Origin of the sequence: Bizionia myxarmorum, from assembly GCF_008086205.1 — a bacterium.
GTDB lineage: Bacteria > Bacteroidota > Bacteroidia > Flavobacteriales > Flavobacteriaceae > Algorimicrobium > Algorimicrobium myxarmorum.
This window is the reverse complement of sequence record NZ_VSKK01000001.1, coordinates 248,240-268,326: the sequence shown is the minus strand read 5'-3', so window position 1 is coordinate 268,326 and position 20,087 is coordinate 248,240. Positions and strand designations below refer to the sequence as shown.

Below are 20,087 nucleotides of genomic sequence, written 5' to 3'. Positions count from 1 at the left end.
AGAGGGTTTAATAGTATGCAATTTTCAAAAAAAAGTTCTCGACTGCGCACGAAAATACAAGCGCATCAAATCTACAAAAACTTATGCTTTTTTGTATGGCATTTGATTTTCTATTTGTAATTTTCCAACCTATTTGTAGTGCAAATTATAAGCTTAAAATAATAAAGATGAATACATTTTCAATTGCTATACATGGTGGTGCTGGAACCTTGGTAAAAGGTATGATGACGCCTGAATTAGAATCGGAATATAGGTTGGCATTAAAAGCCGCTTTAAATGCTGGTTATGGTATTCTAGAATCTGGTGGAACAGCTGTTAATGCAGTGGAAAAAGCTGTTATGACTTTGGAAAATTCACATTTATTTAATGCCGGAAAAGGCAGCGTTTTCACAGCTGAAGAAACGCATGAAATGGATGCCTGTATCATGGATGGAAAGACCTTGAATGCTGGAGCAGTTAGTTTAATTACTGGCATTAAAAACCCCATTCGTTTGGCAAAAGATGTCATGGAAAAAAGTGATCATGTGTTTTTGGCGGGTGAAGGTGCCATGCGTTTCGCTAAAGAATTGGATTATAAGTTAGAAAATCCGACTTATTTTTATGATGAATTTCGTCATAAACAATGGTTAGAAATAAAAGACACGGACAGTTTTCAATTGGATCATGCCAAAAAGAAAGATTCTAAATTCGGAACGGTTGGAGCAGTAGCCTGTGATCAAGACGGAAATATTGCCGCCGCAACCTCAACGGGTGGAATGACCAATAAAAAATGGGGACGCGTTGGCGATTCCCCTATGGTTGGCGCTGGGAATTATGCCAATAATAAAACCTGTGCTATTTCCTGTACCGGAAGTGGCGAATTTTTTATTCGTGGCGTGGTGGCTTATGATGTGGCCTGTTTAATGGAACATAAAAGTATGAGTTTACAGGATGCTTCCAGTGAAGTAATCCATAAACGAATTCTAGAATTGGGTGGTGATGGTGGACTAATAGCTGTTGATGCGAAAGGAAATATCGCCATGCCATTTAACACGGAAGGCATGTATAGGGGACAAAAGTCATCTGCGGGTATTGAAGAAATTTCTATTTATAAGTGATAATAGATCCCTTTGAAAAAAGGGTTTTGTAAATATGAATATTATTATAATTATTTCGGCGTTAACTAAAGGTCGCGCTTTCCGCTGTATCTTTTTTTAAGCTTCGTTTAGGTATCTTCAATCTAAATATATTTAGATTTCAATAATCTCTAAAAAGAATGTCGCTGCAATCGCTAACGCAAAGGGTTAGAAAAAACCTATAAATTCTATTTATTGAAAATTGAGATTCCTGCCTGCCTACACAGGAATTTAATTAAATAAACGGTGCCTCAATAGGTAATACCAATACATGATGTGCATCAATATCATATTGGTCGCCGTTGGCTAAAATATGTAGCGTCAAATTGGCCATTGTCATGGGCGTGCCTTCATCCAAAACTTTTTGGTTGTTATGGGTTAAGTTTTTACTATCAAAAACAATTACCATTCCCGATCCAATTACGGTACAATCATTTCCGTTTTTGATAATCATACCGGTGTCTTCAGCAAAACCAAAACCAGTAACATCTGGAAATTTAGCAATGGCTTCTGTAATACGTCCAAAACGGCCACGTTGAATAAAATGGGTGTCAATAACTAATTTTGGTATAAAACTTAAACCTTTTCGCATCTTTACAGCGCCTTTCACAAAAGATTTGGCACTACTACCACCGGCAATCATTTCATTAGACATTGCCATGGCACCTGCACTGGTTCCTGCTATAACAAAGCCTATATCGTTTTTATAACGATCCAATAGCAACTTATGAATCGTAGAGTCGCCAATATATTTCGAAATTTTAGACTGATCACCACCAGAAAACATCACACAATCCGCCGCTTTAATATGGTTGATATAATCTGCTTTCTCTGAATCTTCTTGAGTTCGGATATCTAATACTGTCACATTTGTACATCCTAAAGTAGCAAATGCTGCCAAATAATTTTCGCCTACTTCTACAGGAATACTTGATGCAGTAGGAATAATAATTATTTTAGCGTTTTTGCCGCCCGCTTCGCGAACAACGTGCGCTAAAATACCTTCCTCAACATAGTCTAATCGGTGAATTTCATCCTCTTCAAATCCCTTATCTTCATTCCCACCAATAGGAATTAGTGTACCTTTTATTTGTAATATACTCATTATCTGTTGTTAAAATATGATTGTTAAAAATCAGATTACAAAAATAAACTTATTTAGTTTAAAAATTCTATATTTATGACTATTCATTTTTCAATCAAATAAACACCTTACATGAAAATAAGAGAAATTAATGCCATGAGAGGGCCAAATTACTGGTCTATACGTCGTCATAAACTAATTGTAATGGTTTTAGATCTTCAAGAGATGGAGGAAAAACCATCTAATAAAATTGAAGGTTTTTATGAACGATTAATAGCAATGTTTCCCACCATGTACGAACATCGTTGTTCGGTTGGGGAAGCTGGTGGCTTTTTTCAACGTGTAAAAGAAGGTACCTGGATGGGCCATATTATTGAGCATATAGCCTTAGAAGTTCAAACTTTAGCCGGCATGGACGTCGGTTTCGGACGTACGCGTGGCTACGGCGAAGAGGGCGTATACTCTGTAGTTTTTGCCTACATGGAAGAATCCGTTGGACGTTATGCAGCGCAAATTTCAGTAGATATTTGTGAAGCTTTAATTACTGGTCAGGATTATGACATGACCAACGACATTCAGCACATGCGTGAATTACGGGAAAGTGAACGTTTAGGGCCAAGTACAGGTTCTATTGTCGAAGAAGCAGAAGCGCGCGGCATTCCGTGGATTCGTTTAAATAAGTATTCTTTATGCCAATTAGGCTATGGTGCGAATCAAAAACGTATTCAAGCAACCGTAACATCAGAAACTAGTAGTATTGGTGTGGAATTGGCTTGTGATAAAGAAGACACCAAGTTTTTATTGGAAAATGCGCAAGTGGAAGTACCAAGAGGCGATATTATTCGTCGTGAGAGCAGTTTAGAAGAAGCTTGTAATTACGTAGGTTATCCATTAGTAATAAAACCAGTTGATGGAAATCACGGTCGTGGTATTTCCGTAGATATTAAAAATTATGATGATGCACTGGTTGCTTTTCATCATGCAAAAGAAAGCTCTAGAAATGGTGCCATTATTGTTGAAAAATTCGTTCAAGGCGAAGATTATCGCTTGTTAGTAATCAATAATAAATTAGTAGCTGCTGCAAAACGAACGCCGGCGCATGTTATTGGCGACGGAAAGTCTACAGTTCAAGAATTGGTAGATATTGTGAATAAAGATCCAAGGCGTGGTTATGGCCATGAAAATGTTTTGACGCAAATTACAATCAATGATTTATCTAAAACCATTATAAAAGATGCGGGCTATACTTTAGAATCTGTGATTCCTAAAGATGAAATGCTCATTTTAAAAGATACAGCTAACTTAAGTACGGGTGGAACAGCAGAAGATGTTACTGACATTGTGCATCCTGCAAACGTTAGTATGGTAGAGCGTATTTCAAAAATTATCGATTTAGATATTTGTGGTATTGATGTGATGACCACAGATATTACCCAACCACTTTCTGAAACTGGCGGAGCCGTTTTAGAAGTGAATGCCGGGCCAGGATTTAGAATGCATTTGGCGCCAACTAAAGGTTTGCCGCGCAACGTAGCTGGACATGTTATAGATAAATTATTTCCAAATCAAGGTGATACAGGACGTATTCCAATTGTAGCTATTACAGGTACAAACGGAAAAACAACGACTACACGATTAATGGCGCATATTGCTAAAATGAAAGGTTATCGTGTAGGTTACACCACCAGTGACGGTGTTTATATTCAAAACCGATTACTCATGACGGGTGACTGTACAGGTCCAGCAAGTGCGGAGTTTGTACTAAAAGATCCAACCGTAAACTTTGCCGTTTTAGAATGTGCTAGAGGTGGATTACTGCGTGCTGGTCTTGGCTTTAAAAAATGTAATGTCGGTATTGTTACTAACGTCGCAGCTGATCATTTGGGTTTAAAAGGAATTCATACTATTGAACAATTAGCCAAAGCCAAAGGAGTTATTCCAGAAACGGTTTTACCAGATGGTTACGCTATTTTAAATGCCGATGATGATTTGGTTTATGAAATGCGCCGATCCGTGCAATGTCATGTGGCACTTTTTTCCATGGATGAAAATAATCCACGTATAAAAGCCATGCAACGCCTTAATGGTATTACAGCAATTTATGAAGAAGGTTACGTAACTATTTGCCGAGGTGAATGGAAAATGCGCATCATGAAAGCTGAAAATATTCCACTTACTTATGGCGGAAAAGCCACTTTTATGATTCAGAATGTGCTGGCAGCTATATTGGGTGCGCATGTTCAAGGCATTAGTATTGAAGATATGAAAGCGGGTCTGGAAACGTTTATTCCATCACCAACACAAACGCCTGGTCGTTTAAATTTATTCGAATTTAAAAACTTTACGGTTCTTTTAGATTATGCGCATAACCCAGCAGGAATGTTGGCTTTAAAAGAATTTACGGATAAGATTGAATGTTCTGTGAAAGTGGGAATAATTGCAGGCGTTGGCGATAGACGCGATGAAGATACACGAGAAATAGGAAGTATTTCGGCAGATATGTTTGACGAAATTATCATTCGTCAAGATAAACGTTTACGTGGCAGAACTGAAGAAGAGTTAATTAGCTTATTAAATGAAGGAATAAAAGCTAAAGATCCGAATAAGAAAATAACGATTATTCCTTCAGAAAAAGAAGCGATTACATTTGCGGTTAATAATGCTGTAAAAGATTCACTTATTGTTTTGAGTAGCGATGTTATTCCCGACGCTTTGGAACTCGTTCAGAAATTTAAAGAGCAGGATTCCAAAGGCGAACCTTTTAATGCCGATTAATAATTATTATGAGTACAGAAAACCCGTATTTCGAATTATTTCAAAAACAAAAAGCGCATCAATTTCAAATTGGCAATACAACTTACAAGGAACGTATTGCCAAACTGAAACGCTTGCAAGAAGCGCTTGAAAAAACATACAGACAAGCTATTTGTGAAGCACTTTTCGCCGATTTCAAAAAACCGTTTTTAGAAACGGATTTAACCGAAATTTACCCGGTTGTTGATGAAATTAAATTCACGATTTCTAATTTAAAAACCTGGTTAAAACATGAAAAAGTTGCGACACCTGTTTCCATGCTTGGAAGTAGCTCGTTTATTGTAAATGAACCCAAAGGTGTTTGTTTAATTATTTCACCTTGGAATTACCCCATAAACTTAACATTTGGACCATTAGTTTCGGCAATAGCTGGTGGAAATACAGTAATTTTAAAGCCTTCGGAAATGACTCCGAACACGTCCAAATTAATGGCGAAAATTGTATTAGAGTTATTTGATGAAAATGAAATTGCCTTGGTTGAAGGTGAAGTCGAAACATCTTCGGCTTTGTTAGAATTGCCTTTTAATCATATTTTCTTTACGGGTTCACCTGCTGTTGGGAAAATTGTGATGAAAGCTGCCTCCAAACATTTAACTTCGGTGACGTTGGAATTAGGTGGGAAATCGCCAACTATTATTGACGATTCTTCTAATTTAGAAAAAGCCGTTAAGAAAATAGTTTATGGAAAATGTACCAATGCGGGGCAAACTTGTATTGCACCAGATTATGTGCTACTTCAAGAATCTTTAAAACCTGAATTTGTAAAGTTATTCAAACAAGAAGTAAAAACATTTTATTCTGAAAACCCTGAAAGTTCGGAATCTTACAGTCGCATTGTAAATAGCAAGCATTTTGAACGCCTAACAAAGGCTTTGGAAGATGCAAAATCTAAAGGAAGTTTAGTAGAAGCTGGAGGCAGAAGTAAGGCTGCTGATTGCTATATAGAACCAACTTTGGTTAGTGGGATTCCTGAAAACGCCACCTTAATGGAAGACGAGATTTTCGGACCAATTTTACCACTTAAAACCTATAGAGCCATTGAAGACGCAGTTGGTTATGTCAACGCCAACGAAAAGCCGTTAGCACTTTATATTTTTAGTAAAAATAAAAAAACAATCGATTATGTTATTGGAAATACTCGCGCAGGAAGTACTTGTGTCAATCATAATCTATTACAATTCTTGAATCATAATTTACCTTTCGGTGGATCAAACAATAGTGGAATTGGAAAGTCTCACGGTGTATTCGGGTTTCACGAATTTACTAATCAGCGTTCGGTTTTAAAACAACATACTATAGGAGCAGTCGATTTGCTGATGCCTCCCTACACAGGCTGGAAACAAAAATTGGTTGACTTAACCATTAAGTGGTTTTAGAAAGGCTTAATTAGATAAACTACCTTAACTGTAGTTTAGAGTATTCGACGACGCTCAGAATGACAATGACTACTTGTATGAATGTATGACCATGTCACATTGAGTGCAGTTGAAGTGCTTAAAACGTTAGAATTTGAAAGAAACGTAAACCTACTTATCTCGCAAATAATAATCCGATTGAATCCGCTCATTCACACCATCCTGAAACTTGGTCATACTAAACCATTCATGAATGGAATAACTGCCAGTTTCGCCTTGTTTATTGACCGCAATATAGCCGACTTGAAAATTTTTATAATCGCTGTTGGGTTTATTCACAATACGACCTATTGCTTCTTCACACGCTTCTTGAGGAGATTTTCCTTGACGCATCAATTCCACAACCAAAAAACTACCAACCGTTTTTACGACTTCTTCGCCTAAACCAGTAGCCACGCAGCCGCCAATTTCATTATCTATAAATAAACCAGAACCAATAATTGGACTATCTCCAATGCGTCCAGCCATTTTATAGGACAAACCGCTCGTGGTACAAGCGCCAGAAATATCACCATTTTTATCAATGGCTAGCATGCCAATGGTATCGTGGTTTTCGATATTAATAATCGGTTTGTATTTGGATTCTTTTTTCCATTCCTCCCAAGCTTTTTTGGAAGATTCGGTCAGCAAATTCTCTTTCTTATAGCCTAATTCAATAGCATATTGTTCCGCGCCTTTTCCAGCTAACATAATGTGTGGCGTATCTTCCATCACTTTTCTGGCAATGGAAACAGCATGCGTGATGTTTTGTAAATATACAACGGATCCGCAATCGCCATCTTTGTTCATAATACAGGCATCCAAAGTCACGTTTCCTTCACGATCCGGAAGACCTCCTTTTCCAACGGATTGGTTATTAACATCAGCCTCTTCAACCATACAACCTTGCTCAACAGCGTCTAAAGCCGTTCCGCCAGCCAGCAATATTTCCATGGATTTGGCTGTCGCATTTTCAACATGCCACGTAGCTATTACCATAGGTAAAACCGGTTTTTTGTTTGAAATGTTATCTAAATCAAATTCCGAATTTATTTCAGCGTAACTAACTAACGTGCTGCCAACGGCTAATCCGACACCAGTAAGCGAGGCATTTCTTAAAAAATTTCTACGTTTCATAAGCAATCGATTTAATACTTTTATTTTTTCTAAAGAAAACTAATTTGCTGTTAGGCGATTTGTTCTACATTATTTTTTGAATTCTTAAAACCATACCATAAAATATAACCATAGCAAATTACAATAAATAATAAAGCCGATTTGAAACCAACATTATCTGTTAGGAACCCGAAAAGTGGCGGAATAATGGCGCCACCAACAATGGCCATGCAAAGTAAACCCGATGCTTTTGGTTTTAAATCGCCAATACCAGCAATCGCTAATGCGAAAATAGTAGGGAACATGATGGAGTTAAATAATCCGACGGCTAGAATACTCCACATACTTATTAATCCAGTCGAGCTAATCGAAATTACTATTAACAAAATGGCAATGGTTGCAAAAATGCCCAAGACGTTTCCTGGTTTCATAATTTTGGTTAAATAGGCACCAGCAAAACGACCTATCATAGCGCCAGACCAATAGAAAGTAACGAAGACACCAACAATAGCTTTATTATCGTTTTCCGTGATTCCAGAATTCAGAATGCCTTCTGCAATGGATTTCATGAATCCTGTTTCTTTAATGACTTCAGTTAAATTCATGTCCATAAAATAGTTGACTAGATAACTTCCAATAGCCACTTCAGCACCAACGTAGAAGAAGATTCCTAAAACACCCAACATTAAATTTTTGTTTTTTAAAGCTGCTGAATAGGTTCCAGTATCATCTTCACTAATCATTTTAGGAAGCTTCGCAAATAGAAAAATAACGGCAATAAGAACTATAAAAAGTGCCAATCCTAAAAAGGGTGTTTGTACAGCCGAAGCTTCGGAAACTAAATACGTTTCTTTCGCAACACCTGTTAATTCAGCAATTTCGTCTTTAGTTTTAATGGTATCGCTTAAAATAAACCAAGCACCAACAATAGGAGCAATAGCTGTTCCTAAAGAATTGAAGGCTTGTGATAAATTCAATCGGCTAGAAGCACCATCTTCCGAACCTAAAACCGCCACAAACGGATTGGCTGCGACTTGTAAAACCGTGATTCCAGCAGCTAATATAAAATAGGCTAACATAAAAATGCCAAACATGCGGTAAGATGCAGCAGGATAAAAAAGCAAGCAGGCCAAAGCCATGGTTAGTAAGCCTAATATAATGCCTTTTTTATAACCGATTTTCGATAGAATATAACTGGCAGGAATGGACAATACAAAGTACGCACCAAAAAATGCAAATTGCACCAAACCAGCTTGAAAATAGGTGAGTGTAAATAATTCACGTAATCTTGGTATTAATGAATCTACTAAAACCGTTATAAATCCCCAAAGGAAAAATAATATGGTTAGTAATATGAATGAGGAACGATAGGATTTTTGGTGATTCATATATTTACTAATCCTGTGAAAGCAGGAATCTGTATTTAGTTAATTTTATTTATTAGATTCCTGTTTCCGCAGGAATTCATTATTTAATCTGAATTTCATCAATAAATAACCAACTTCTACCATCATCTGGATAACCCAAATGCCATTCTGGAAGGACACCTAATTTCTTGGCGATGATTTTCACATAACGATAATTGGTGTTAGTTTTATTGAATGTAACGCTTTTCATATCCACATCTTCAGTTGGTGTAATATCTTCAAAAGTATAATTGCCAATCGTGTCATAATTCTGACCGTCTTTAGATGCTAAACAAATGACTTCCGTAGGATAAAAAATCCATGAGCGTTGGTCTCTTAAATAATTGGTGGTAACGGAATTTATAGGTTTTTCACTACCTAAATCAACAATAGCAACCACATCTTTATCTTGATAACCTTGCCAAGTTCCTGTTCTAAAATCTCTGGCACCAACAATTCCATCAATTAACGCAATGGGTCCACCACCATTATATTGATTGGCATATTCGGATTCCAATGTTAATGAGATGTTCGGGTCAATTTCATAAAACAGCGTAGTTATTTCAGGGCTTTTTGTCTTATTTTTTTCTGAATAAACTGTTAATATGGATGGTTTAGAAATGGTAAAAGATGCGTCATATAATTTAAATTCAGCATCATCTAATTTATAAAAAATAGCAGCTTCTGGATCGGCATTTTCTAATACGACTTCTGTTTTTTCTTTAAAAGCCACGTCACCTTTTGCAATAAATGGCGAAGCAACAATAAGGTGCTCCTCAATACTCGTTTTTGGTTCTTGTCCAACTTTAGTTCCCCATTCCGCAGGATTATTCGTCATCGTAAAAACGAGTGTGCCTCCATTTATAATTTCATCATGCGTGATGTAGGTTCTATTTAAATCAACACTATTTAATGATACATTTTCAACATAGATATTGGAATCGCTTAAATTATTCGCAACAATGGTAAATTGCTTTCCGCTTTCCAAATTAATCGACGCTTTCTCAAACAAAGGTGTTCCTATAATATATTCACTGCTTCCTGGTGTAACTGGATAGAATCCCATGGATGAGAAAATATACCAAGCACTCATTTGTCCGCAGTCTTCATTTCCTGAAATACCATCTGGAGTATTGGTGTATAATTCGGTTAGAATTTTATCAATTTTCTCTTGTGTTTTATGAGGTTTGTTAACGAAATTATACAAATAAGCCATATGGTGACTCGGTTCGTTTCCATGTGCATATTGACCAATTAATCCCGAAATATCCGCTTGCTGACGACCCGAAGTTTCTGATTCTGCCGTAAATAACGCATCCAAACGGGCTTCCAACTGTTCTTTTCCGCCAAGTAATTTCATTAAACCTGTAATATCTTGTGGTACATAAAAACTGTATTGCCAAGAGTTGGCTTCGGTATAATTAAAATTCACTTCATACGGGTCAAAAGGTGCAAACCAGGTATTTCTGAAACGACCACGCATAAATTGCGATTCTGGATCAAATACATTTTTATAATATTGAGCGCGTTCCGTATAGGTTTTGTAATCAGCGTCTTTTCCTAAAGATTTTGCCATTTGTGCAATGGTCCAATCATCATAAGCATATTCCAGCGTTTTGGAAACCGATTCGCTTTCTTCTTCCACAGGAATAAAGCCAAATTCTTTATAACTTTTTAATCCTAATTTATCTCGCGTCGCGGAATGTTTCATAGCCGTAAAAGCTTTTTCAACATCATAATCTTTAATGCCTTTTAAATAAGCGTCGGCAATAACAGGAACTGCGTGATAACCAATCATACAGCCTGTGTAATTTCCAGATAAATCCCAAATGGGAATTATACCACCTTCATCATATTTGGCTAAAAAGGTTTTGATAAAATCGTTGGTTCTGTCTTGCTCAATAATCGTGTAAAGTGGGTGAGTAGCGCGATACGTATCCCAAAGTGAAAACACCGTATAATAATCGAAATCCGTTGTTTGGTGAATTTCTAAATCCATGCCGCGGTAACGGCCGTCCACATCTTGATAGATGTTTGGCGCTATCATGGTGTGATACATGGCGGTATAAAAATTCGTTTTATAATCTATATTATCACTTTCTACTTCAATTTTATTCAATTGCAATTCCCATACTTTTTGAGCTTCTGTTTTAACGGCTTCAAACGTTTTATTGCCAATTTCTGCTTGTAAATTTGCTTTGGCACCGGCTTCATCAACAGCTGAAATTCCAATTTTCACATCCAGAGTTTGACTATCATTCTCTTCAAATTCAAAAGCTGCCATTACTTTTTTGCCTTCAGCGGTGTCATTTAAAAATACCATGTTTTTAAAAGGACGCGAAAACTGAATATTATAAAATAACATTTGGTTGGTTGCCCACGCTTTTGAATTTCTAAAACCACCAACCTCCGTATTGGAATATACGGTTGCATTGGACCCTAAAACTTCGTCACGATGTTCTAAATCTAAAATCACAATCTGTTTAGAATTTTTTGGAAAATGATATTTATGGATTCCGCTACGCTGAGAAACGGTTAATTCTACGTCAATATTTGTGGAATCTAATTTCACCTTATAGTAACCCGGTTCCGCCAATTCATTGTCATGAGAAAAATGCGCGCGATAGCCTTTTTTGCCATCAGCACCATTATTAAAAACAACTTCGTTGGTTGGCATCAGTAAAATATCACCATAATCAGAAACGCCCGTTCCGCTTAAATGGGTGTGCGAAAATCCGTAGATGTATTCATCAGAATAATGATAGCCTGAACAGCCATCCCAACCATCTAATCGGGTGTCGGGTGATAATTGCATCATTCCAAACGGCATGGTGGCGCCGGGATACGTATGACCATGACCGCCAGTTCCAATAAAAGGATTAACGTAGCTAGTTAGATTACTGTAGTTTTTGGCTGACTTGATCGGTTTTTCTTCAATTTTATTGCAAGCGAAAAGTAAAAGAAGAAAGGATACTGATAAAATAATATTTTGATGAATTCGGGAGTGTCTCATTATGGTTTTTACGCTTAAATCATGTTTAATTAACAAGTCCTTTAAATTATTATCAACTTAAAGTGATTTTTCATTAAATAGATTAGTAGTTTTAAGACTTCTAATATACTAAAAATGCAATTTAAGACATCCCTCATTAGTGTAGTTTTTATGACTGTTTTTTTCAGTTGTTCTAAAAAATTAGTAGAACCGATAACGCCGCATATAATTCCAATTCCATTAAGTCAGACAATTCAGAACGGTTATTTCCAAATTACAAATGAAACGACTTTAAGTTTTGAGGATGAATTTTCTATTGCAGGAAATTTCCTAAAAAATTATGTAGAATCAGGAACTTCTTTTGAATTGAAATCAGGAGAGGATATTGTTTTCAGGAAAGATGAAACTATTAGCAATAAGGAAGGTTATAAATTGCAGGTCTCAGATAACGGGATTATTATTCTAGCAAATACGGGCCAAGGTGCTTTTCTGGCTGTTCAAAGTTTACGCCAGTTATTACCTGTAGAACTTGAAAATAAATCTTTTTCTGGTCAAGGTATAGCGGTTCAAAATGTTAAGATTGAAGATGAACCAAAATTTGAGTATCGTGGGATGCATTTAGATGTATCGCGACATATGTTTCCAGTGGAATTTATTAAGAAATATATTGATGCCATAGCCATGCTGAAAATGAATACATTTCATTGGCATTTAACAGATGATCAAGGATGGCGCATTGAAATTAAAAAATATCCAAAACTGCAAGAAATTGCGGCATATAGAAATGAAACATTAATTGGTCATTATAATACCCAACCTCAAGAATTTGATGGCAAACGTTACGGTGGTTATTATACCCAAGAAGAAATTAAAGACATTGTTGCTTATGCTGGCGCGCGCTATATAACCGTTATTCCAGAAATTGAATTACCAGGACATTCCCAAGCTGCCATTTCTGCATATCCTGAATTGGGCTGTACAGGCAATCAAGTGGAAGTAGCTACAAAAGGTGGTGTTTTTGAGGATATTTATTGTCCTAAAGAGGAAACCTTCGCTTTTTTAGAAGATGTTTTTGATGAGGTTCTAGAATTATTTCCAAGCACCTATATTCATATTGGTGGTGATGAAGCACCTAAAACCAGATGGAAAAATTGTGAACATTGTCAAGCGTTAATTGATAAAGAAGATTTAATTGATGAAAACGGATTGCAAAGTTATTTTATTACTAGAATTGAGAAATACATAAATAGTAAAGGCAGGCAAATTATAGGCTGGGATGAAATTTTGGAAGGTGGACTTGCGCCAAATGCTACTGTTATGTCATGGCGTGGATTTGAGGGCGCTATTGAAGCCGCCAAACTAGGTCATAACGTTATTTTAACGCCGGGTTCTCATGCGTATTTTGATCACTATCAGTCTGAAAATAAAGATGAACCTCTAGCCATTGGAGGCTTTCTACCTTTAGAAAAAGTGTATAGTTTCAATCCTATTCCTAAAGAATTAACATCAGAACAATCTAAATATGTATTGGGAGCGCAGGGCAATGTTTGGACGGAATATATGCCGAATTCAAAGCAAGTAGAATATATGGTTTTTCCAAGAATACTAGCTTTAAGTGAGGCCGTTTGGTCTATGTCTGACCGTAAGGATTATAAAGATTTTGTGTTACGAGTGGAGAATTTTCATAAAAGAATGGATGCTTTAGATATTAATTACGCCAATCATTTATATGAAATAGAAGGCAAATTAGTTACCAATCGAGATCAAGTTTTTTACGAAATGGGAACAGCCATTGCAGGGAAAAATATACATTATACTTTGGATGGTTCGGAACCTACCATCACATCGAAAATTTACAAAACTGGGATTCCTATTTCTAAAAGTGAAACGATAAAAGCAGCTGTTTTTAAAGATGATAAAATACTAGGTGAAACCTTCTCGCAGACTATTAATTGGCATAAAGCAATTGGTCATAAAATTACTTTAAATGTGCAGCCGCATCACGCTTATATGGGAAGCGGAAGTAATGGTTTGATTAATGGAATGTCTGGAAGCGATTACCGCTACGGCGATAAAGAATGGTTGGGATTTTGGGGTGAAGATGTAGAAATTACTATAGATTTAGGTGTGGAAACCGAAATCACATCTATTTCTACGCGTTTTCATAATGGAAATGGTCAGTGGATTTATGCGCCAAAAATGATTGAAATTGAATTTGATAATGATGAAATTATAGAGGTTTTTATTCCTGAAACGGAAGGCTTATTAGCATCTGTTGCTTTAGAAAAAAATGTTAAAACGCGTTTTATAATATTGCGAATTTCAGAACGAGGTATTATTCCAGATGGAAAACAGGGTGCTGGGAATGCTGCTTGGACTTTTATTGATGAAATAGTAATACAGTAATATGCGATTAGAAATTTGTGCCAACTCTTACCAATCGGCTATAAATGCCGAAAAAGCAGGTGCGCATCGTATTGAGCTTTGTAGTGAATTAGCAGTGGGTGGCATTACGCCCAGTTATGGACTGATTAAACAGGTTATTGAACACCTATCAATCCCAGTTTTTGTATTAATAAGACCACGATCTGGAAATTTTACGTATACCCAAGCGCAATTTGAAATTATAAAACACGACATTGAAATCTGTAAAAATTTAGGTGTTGCAGGAATTGTTTCGGGTGTTTTAAATGCCGACAATACCATCGATTTAAAACGAACACAGGAATTAATAGCTTTAGCTAATCCATTGCCGTTTACGTTTCATCGCGCTTTTGATTGTGTATCAAATCCATTTGAGGCTTTTCAACAACTAATAAATTTAGGTGTGAAAAGAATTCTGACTTCTGGTCTAGAATCTTCTGCAGAAAAAGGTTTGGATCTGCTAATCAAGCTACAAGAAAAAGCGGGCGATAGTTTAACAATTCTCGCCGGTTCAGGTATTAATCCAAAAAATGCTTCAAAGTTTAAAGCTGCAGGATTAAAAGAAATTCACGCTTCCGCTTCCAAAGTGGTTTCAATAAAAAATAACCACGTATATTTTGGCAATACGCCTCAAACTGTTTCTTGTGAAGAAACGATTAAACAGATCTTAAACCAAATTCAAAAATGAAACTAGTCTACACTTTTTTAGTTTTTCTATTAGTTGCAGCGTGTAAAGAGCCTGTAAAACCAATTGGTGATAAGCAAATTACTATATTTAAAGATACCAATTTGTATTTTGATATGGGTTTTAAAAATGATAGTATTCAGTTAAATGATTCTATTATTCGTTTGGATGCTGGTCGCGTTTTATTGAAAAAAGTCATGTTGCCGATTTATAAAAATCAACCAAAAGTAACTATAAAAATGACCTTGACATCTAATGGGGATCCTTGGGATAAATCGGGTTCTTTATTTGTTATTCCAGCAACTGCAGATTTAAATCTATTAGATTTTGAAAGTGAAAATTTAAAAAAAGAACAATTTGAAAACGGTTTTCCTGGAATAGTTTCACAAGAAATCGACAATCAAATTTACCAACCGAATATTGAATTATTACGTTTTATGACCCCTTTTGGTGTTGGTTTTTTTAATGATAACGAACGTGTAGCCAGTTTAAAACCGGTTTATATTCCGAAGTGGGAAGAAAATATTCAGTGGGAACAGGATATTACGCAACTATTACCTGTTTTAGAAAATGAGGTTTACATTGGTGTTTTTATAGACACATGGACCAAAGAAGGCTATACTATTTCTGTTAGTTTAGAATTTGATGAAAGTGAAATTCCCAAGCATATCAAAAAAGAACAAGGTGTAATTTCCATTGTAAACACTAGTAAATATGCTGGAGCACAGCAATTTTATGATGCTTTCCATAAAGGCGATTTACAAGTAGAACTTCCAGTGGAAGAAACATTAAAAAACGCGAAACTTTACTACATCACAACTGGTCACGGTGGCCATTCTGAAGGTGATGAGTTTACAGAAAAGGAGAATATTATTTCATTAGATAAGAAGATTATAAAACAATTTGTGCCATGGCGAGATGACTGCGCGAGTTTTAGACGTTTTAATCCAACGTCCGGTGTTTGGATGGAAAAGGCAACTTGGAAAGGTGAAGAAATTGAGGAGCGCATTGCGTCTTCCGATTATTCAAGATCTAATTGGTGTCCCGGAAGTGATGTAATTCCTGAAATTATAGAGCTTGGTGATATTGCTGCTGGTAATCATATCTTCACATTTTCCATTCCTGAAGCGCAAGCTATTGAAACCGATAAAATTAATTATTGGATGGTTTCGGCCTATTTGGTTTATGATAAATAATGAAACATGTTTTCTACATAGCGGTTTGTTTACTTTTTTTGGGATGCCAAAAAGAATCAGATGTACCACAAACATTCCTGATACATGATTATTGGGAATTTAAAGCAAGTGACTCCTTAAACTGGTTTTCAGCTAAAGTTCCAGGAAATGTGTTTTCAGATTTATTAGATCATCAGCAAATTCCAAATCCATTTATTGGTGATAATGAAAAAGACGTTCAATGGGTTTCTAAAACGGATTGGGACTATCAAACCACTTTTAATCTGACTTCGGAAACTTTAAAGAAAAATCATATTGAACTCAATTTTGAAGGTTTGGATACTTATGCATCGGTTTACTTAAATGATTCCTTAATTTTAAATTCGAATAATGCTTTTAGAGAATTTACAGTTGAGGTTAAATCTCTATTAAAATCGGAAAACATCCTAAAGATTCTTTTTGAAAACACCACAAAATACGAAGAAGAAGCCAAGTCCAATTTGAACTACTCACTCCCCGAAGGAAATCGCATTTTTACTAGAAAGGGCCAATTTCAATATGGTTGGGATTGGGGACCAAAATTAAATACATCAGGTATTTGGCGACCTATTAAATTAATAGCTTGGAATACTTTGAAAATTCAGGATATCTATATTAAACAGTTGAGTTTAGAGGATTCCTTATCCAAACTGGAAGTAAATTTGGATATTCAAGGAAATGACACTTTAGATTTAGACTATCATATTTTTGTAAATAACGAATTAAATTCCATTGTTTCAAATAATAGTAAATCGGCAATTCAATTCAATATTAAAAATCCGAAGCGTTGGTGGCCACATAATTTGGGCGACCCGTATTTGTACACTATTAAAGTGCTTGTAAAAAAGGGAGCAACAATTTTAGATTCTGTTTCCGTTAAAAAAGGATTACGCACTATTGACTTAATTACAGAGAAGGATAGTTTAGGTGAATCTTTCTATTTTAAAGTAAATGGCAAACCCGTTTATGCAAAAGGCGCTAATTATATTCCGCAAAATAGTTTGCAAAATCAGGTAACGGATTCACATTATAATAAGTTGCTAAATGATGTTGTTAACGCCAATATGAATATGCTCCGCGTTTGGGGCGGCGGCATTTACGAAAATGAGATTTTTTATGATTTATGCGATGAAAAAGGCATTCTAGTTTGGCAAGATTTTATGTTTGCTTGTGCTATGTATCCTGGCGATTCGAAATTTTTAGAGAACATTCAACAAGAAGCCATAGACAATGTAAAGCGTTTACGAAATCATGCATCCATAGCTTTATGGTGCGGAAATAATGAAAATTCGGAAGGTTGGCATCGTTGGGGTTGGCAAGATGGCAGACCAGAATCTGAAAAAACAGAGATTTGGAATAATTATCTTAAGGTTTTCGACACTATGTTGCCAGAAACCGTTGCCAGTTTAACCGACACGGACTATTGGGAAACCTCTCCAAAATTTGGTCGTGGGAATTCGGAATTCGAATTTCAAGGTGATGCACATGATTGGTGGGTTTGGCATGATGGTTTTCCTTTTGAACATTTTGATGAGCAAGTACCGCGTTTTATGAGTGAATTTGGCTTTCAAGGTTTTCCGAGTTATGAGGTGATTAACTTTATTAATCAGAATGATTCGCTGGATATTTCTTCTGAAGGCTTTAAAAATCATCAAAAACATGTTAGAGGATTTGAGTTAATTGACGCGTATATGGCACGCGATTTCCCTGTTCCAAATACTCCAGAAGCATATGTTTATATGAGTCAGTTGCTGCAAGCTTATGGAATTACCAAAGGCATTGAAGCCCAGCGTCGTGCTAAACCGTATAATATGGGAACGCTTTTTTGGCAATTAAATGATTGTTGGCCGTCGGTTTCCTGGTCAAGTATTGATTTCTTCGGAAATAGGAAAGCGCTACATTATAAAGCAAAGCGAAGTTTGGAAAACGTCCTTATTTCTTCGGAAGTAAAAAATGATTCTTTAAAAATACATCTGATTAATGATGCCTTTGAAAGCTATTCGGATATGCTTTCCATAAAAATTATGGATTTTTCAGGAAAACTGATTTGGGAACACTCTGAAACCATAAAAGTGGAGCCCAATTCAAGTACCATTAAATTTTCAGTTGATTTAAACCGAATTTCAATAGACAGAAATAAAGTCGTAATCGTTTCAAAATTTCAAAACTCTGAAGCACTTTTCTATTTGGCCAAACCGAAAGATTTAAAATTGCCTTGCAAAGGTATTCAACAAAGTATTACAAAAACTGAAGATGGTTTTATAATCACGTTAGCATCAAAAACGCTTCAAAAAGATGTGTTCTTATTTTGTAATGAAAGCGGACACTTTTCCGACAATTACATGGATTTGCTACCGAATGAATCCAAACAGATTGAATTCAAAACTTCAGCTGAAAATTTAAATAGTTTGAAAATCATTAGTTTAAATGATTTTCAACTTTAACATCACCTTAAAAATTGCCTGATATTTTTAGCAGTATCTTTGCAAGCGCTTGAAAAAAGAAACATTATGTCTCGTTGGATTATTGCCTTAATTATATTTTCAGTCATTATTTTTGCGGTGGAATTTTATGCCTTTCAGGCTTTAAAAGCGCTTACGAAAAGTAAGGTTATTCGAGCCGTTTGGATACTTGTAGCTGCAGTTATTTATGCCTATTTCCTATATATTCTTTACGTAACACCGCGAAGTGCTGGACAAACCAATGCATTTCAGTTAGCAACTGGTTTTATGCTCACCATTTTAATTCCGAAGTTATTTTTGGTAGCATTTATGTTTGGTGAAGATGTTTTTCGCCTATTTAGAAAAGGTTATTCTTGGGTTTCTCCAGGCGAAACAGCCGTTTTTGAAAGTCGCAGGACCTTTGTTGCTAAAATTGCTTTAGGTCTGGCTGCCATTCCGTTTGCATCTTTTATTTATGGCATAGTTCAGGGTCGTTATAATTTTAAAGTGCTAAAATATCAACTCACTTTTGATGATTTACCGGAAGCTTTTGATGGATTTAAAATCACTCAAATTTCTGATATTCATTCAGGCAGTTTTACTAATAAAGAAAAAGTTCAATATGGTGTTGATTTAATAAACGAACAAAAAACAGATTTGATGTTGTTTACTGGCGACTTGGTAAACAATAAAGCGGATGAAATGGACGGTTGGATTGATATATTCAAAACCTTGTATGCGCCTTATGGCAAGTTTTCGGTTTTAGGAAATCATGATTATGGTGATTATGTGGATTGGGACACGCCAGAAGATAAAGTAAAAAACTTTCAAGCGGTTAAAGACGTTCATCCAAAAATTGGCTTCGATTTGCTATTAGATGAGCATCGCTATATTGAAAAAGATGGACAGAAAATAGCTTTAATTGGTATTGAAAATTGGGGTAAAGGTTTTAATCAAACTGGTGATTTGCAAAAAGCATCCGAAAAGGTTTCTAAAGAAGATTTCAAAATATTACTGTCTCATGATCCATCACATTGGGAATTTCAAGTAAAAGAAGACGATTTTAATTATCAATTAACTTTAAGCGGCCATACACATGGTTTACAAATGGGTATTGAAATTCCAGGGTTCTTTAAATGGAGTCCATCACAATATATCTACAAGCAATGGGCAGGGTTGTATCAGGAATTTGGTCGTACTATAAATGTAAATCGTGGCTTTGGTTATCACGCTTTTCCAGGGCGCGTGGGGATTTGGCCGGAAATAACAGTTATCGAGCTTAAAAAGGGCGTTAAAAGCGTTTAAAATAAGTATATGATGCATCTGACTTATCCGATTGTTAGTCAAAATAAAAAAAATTACGTAGGTTTGTTATAGCACATGTGACCAAAACTGAAATTGT

The 20,087-nt window shown here is 35.9% G+C and carries 12 protein-coding genes; 8 read left to right on the top strand and 4 right to left on the bottom strand.

What is annotated here, in order from left to right; translation table 11 throughout:
- Positions 1 to 167 precede the first annotated feature (167 nt).
- Entirely contained in the window at positions 168 to 1,097 is a 930-nt protein-coding gene (locus tag ES674_RS01240; protein WP_148402172.1) for an isoaspartyl peptidase/L-asparaginase family protein, read from the top strand.
- 253 nt (positions 1,098 to 1,350) lie between these two features.
- Here ES674_RS01240 and ES674_RS01235 read toward each other — a convergent pair whose 3' ends face one another.
- A complete protein-coding gene (locus ES674_RS01235) occupies positions 1,351 to 2,220 on the bottom strand; it encodes a cyanophycinase (protein ID WP_148402171.1) in 870 nt (289 codons plus the stop codon).
- A 111-nt stretch (positions 2,221 to 2,331) separates the two neighbouring features.
- On the opposite strand from ES674_RS01235, the gene cphA reads away from it, so the two are divergent.
- Together cphA and ES674_RS01225 are read left to right on the top strand one after the other, a co-directional pair.
- The gene (gene cphA, locus ES674_RS01230; RefSeq protein ID WP_148402170.1) at positions 2,332 to 4,974 is read left to right on the top strand and encodes a cyanophycin synthetase; all 2,643 of its coding nucleotides are present in this window, start codon (positions 2,332 to 2,334) and stop codon (positions 4,972 to 4,974) included.
- Between the two features lie 8 nt (positions 4,975 to 4,982).
- Positions 4,983 to 6,389, top strand: coding sequence for an aldehyde dehydrogenase family protein (locus ES674_RS01225; RefSeq protein WP_148402169.1), 1,407 nt, complete (start codon positions 4,983 to 4,985; stop codon positions 6,387 to 6,389).
- Positions 6,390 to 6,539: 150 nt separating this feature from the next.
- Here ES674_RS01225 and ES674_RS01220 read toward each other — a convergent pair whose 3' ends face one another.
- The 3 genes from ES674_RS01220 to ES674_RS01210 all read right to left on the bottom strand — a co-directional run bounded on the left by ES674_RS01220 (position 6,540) and on the right by ES674_RS01210 (position 11,942).
- A complete protein-coding gene (locus ES674_RS01220) occupies positions 6,540 to 7,544 on the bottom strand; it encodes an isoaspartyl peptidase/L-asparaginase family protein (RefSeq protein ID WP_148402168.1) in 1,005 nt (334 codons plus the stop codon).
- A 50-nt stretch (positions 7,545 to 7,594) separates the two neighbouring features.
- Positions 7,595 to 8,911, bottom strand: coding sequence for a sugar MFS transporter (locus tag ES674_RS01215; protein ID WP_148402167.1), 1,317 nt, complete (start codon positions 8,909 to 8,911; stop codon positions 7,595 to 7,597).
- A gap of 79 nt (positions 8,912 to 8,990) precedes the next feature.
- Positions 8,991 to 11,942 (bottom strand): GH92 family glycosyl hydrolase, encoded by a 2,952-nt coding sequence (locus tag ES674_RS01210; protein WP_148402166.1) that lies wholly within the window; start codon positions 11,940 to 11,942, stop codon positions 8,991 to 8,993.
- A 114-nt stretch (positions 11,943 to 12,056) separates the two neighbouring features.
- Here ES674_RS01210 and ES674_RS01205 point away from each other — a divergent pair, with 114 nt between their 5' ends.
- The 5 genes from ES674_RS01205 (at position 12,057) to ES674_RS01185 (ending at position 19,990) form a co-directional block, all read left to right on the top strand.
- Positions 12,057 to 14,327 (top strand): family 20 glycosylhydrolase, encoded by a 2,271-nt coding sequence (locus tag ES674_RS01205; protein ID WP_148402165.1) that lies wholly within the window; start codon positions 12,057 to 12,059, stop codon positions 14,325 to 14,327.
- A gap of 1 nt (position 14,328) precedes the next feature.
- On the top strand, positions 14,329 to 15,033 hold the full coding sequence (locus ES674_RS01200; protein ID WP_148402164.1) for a copper homeostasis protein CutC: 705 nt from the start codon (positions 14,329 to 14,331) through the stop codon (positions 15,031 to 15,033).
- A complete protein-coding gene (locus ES674_RS01195; RefSeq protein WP_148402163.1) occupies positions 15,030 to 16,226 on the top strand; it encodes a PNGase F N-terminal domain-containing protein in 1,197 nt (398 codons plus the stop codon). Before ES674_RS01200 ends, ES674_RS01195 begins: the two co-directional genes overlap by 4 nt.
- Positions 16,226 to 18,688, top strand: coding sequence for a beta-mannosidase (locus tag ES674_RS01190; protein WP_148402162.1), 2,463 nt, complete (start codon positions 16,226 to 16,228; stop codon positions 18,686 to 18,688). The genes ES674_RS01195 and ES674_RS01190 overlap by 1 nt, the downstream gene beginning before the upstream one ends.
- Positions 18,689 to 18,754: 66 nt before the next feature.
- The gene (locus ES674_RS01185; RefSeq protein ID WP_148402161.1) at positions 18,755 to 19,990 is read left to right on the top strand and encodes a metallophosphoesterase; all 1,236 of its coding nucleotides are present in this window, start codon (positions 18,755 to 18,757) and stop codon (positions 19,988 to 19,990) included.
- Positions 19,991 to 20,087: the final 97 nt, after the last annotated feature.

Bases quoted from the DNA above. Each gene is read 5' to 3' on its own strand.
- ES674_RS01185 (WP_148402161.1), top strand. From the start codon at position 18,755: ATGTCTCGTTGGATTATTGCCTTAATTATATTTTCAGTCATTATTTTT.
- ES674_RS01235 (WP_148402171.1), bottom strand. From the start codon at position 2,220: ATGAGTATATTACAAATAAAAGGTACACTAATTCCTATTGGTGGGAAT.
- ES674_RS01205 (WP_148402165.1), top strand. From the start codon at position 12,057: ATGCAATTTAAGACATCCCTCATTAGTGTAGTTTTTATGACTGTTTTT.
- ES674_RS01240 (WP_148402172.1), top strand. From the start codon at position 168: ATGAATACATTTTCAATTGCTATACATGGTGGTGCTGGAACCTTGGTA.
- cphA (WP_148402170.1), top strand. From the start codon at position 2,332: ATGAAAATAAGAGAAATTAATGCCATGAGAGGGCCAAATTACTGGTCT.
- ES674_RS01195 (WP_148402163.1), top strand. From the start codon at position 15,030: ATGAAACTAGTCTACACTTTTTTAGTTTTTCTATTAGTTGCAGCGTGT.
- ES674_RS01215 (WP_148402167.1), bottom strand. From the start codon at position 8,911: ATGAATCACCAAAAATCCTATCGTTCCTCATTCATATTACTAACCATA.
- ES674_RS01210 (WP_148402166.1), bottom strand. From the start codon at position 11,942: ATGAGACACTCCCGAATTCATCAAAATATTATTTTATCAGTATCCTTT.
- ES674_RS01225 (WP_148402169.1), top strand. From the start codon at position 4,983: ATGAGTACAGAAAACCCGTATTTCGAATTATTTCAAAAACAAAAAGCG.
- ES674_RS01200 (WP_148402164.1), top strand. From the start codon at position 14,329: ATGCGATTAGAAATTTGTGCCAACTCTTACCAATCGGCTATAAATGCC.
- ES674_RS01220 (WP_148402168.1), bottom strand. From the start codon at position 7,544: ATGAAACGTAGAAATTTTTTAAGAAATGCCTCGCTTACTGGTGTCGGA.
- ES674_RS01190 (WP_148402162.1), top strand. From the start codon at position 16,226: ATGAAACATGTTTTCTACATAGCGGTTTGTTTACTTTTTTTGGGATGC.